Annotated in this window: 1 protein-coding gene; it reads left to right on the forward strand. The window is 66.2% G+C overall.

All coding sequences use genetic code 11. The features are described from left to right. Positions 1 to 252 precede the first annotated feature (252 nt). Positions 253 to 527, forward strand: a 275-nt coding sequence (locus AC1DWF_RS38340) for a carboxymuconolactone decarboxylase family protein (RefSeq protein WP_476843628.1), incomplete at its 3' end; no start/stop codon positions are given.

Here is a 527-nt window from a genome sequence, read left to right on the forward strand (position 1 = left end):
GCCACCCTGTGCCACATCGCATGGGTCTGCGGATTGCCGTGCAGCAGCAGCAGCGGCGGCCCGCTTCCGCCCTTGCGGAAGCGCACGGCGTTGCCCGCGATCATCAGCGTCTCCAGCGTGAAACCCTCGAAGAACATGCGCCGCTCCCGGTCGATTTCCCGCGAAGCTAGCGCCCTTCGCGGTGCCTGCCCATTGACCCGCCGGGGCCCCTGCGCGAGCGTGCGCGAATCCGCAAGGATATAGGAGAGAGAAATGCCCGCAGACGACGAAGCCCTGTTCAAGAAGGGCATGCCCATCCGCCGTGCCGTGCTCGGCGCGGAGTACGTCGATTCCAGCATGGCCAAGGCCGACGACTTCATGATGTCGTTCCAGCGCGCCACCACGACCATCGCCTGGGGCTGGGCCTGGGGCGACCCGACCCTTTCGCGCAAGACGCGCAGCCTGCTGAACCTCGCCATGCTGACGGCCCTCRGCAAGTCGCCCGAGATCAAGCTGCATGTGAAGGGTGCGCTAAACAACGGCATCAC

Source organism: Aminobacter sp. P4_D5, assembly GCF_056401815.1.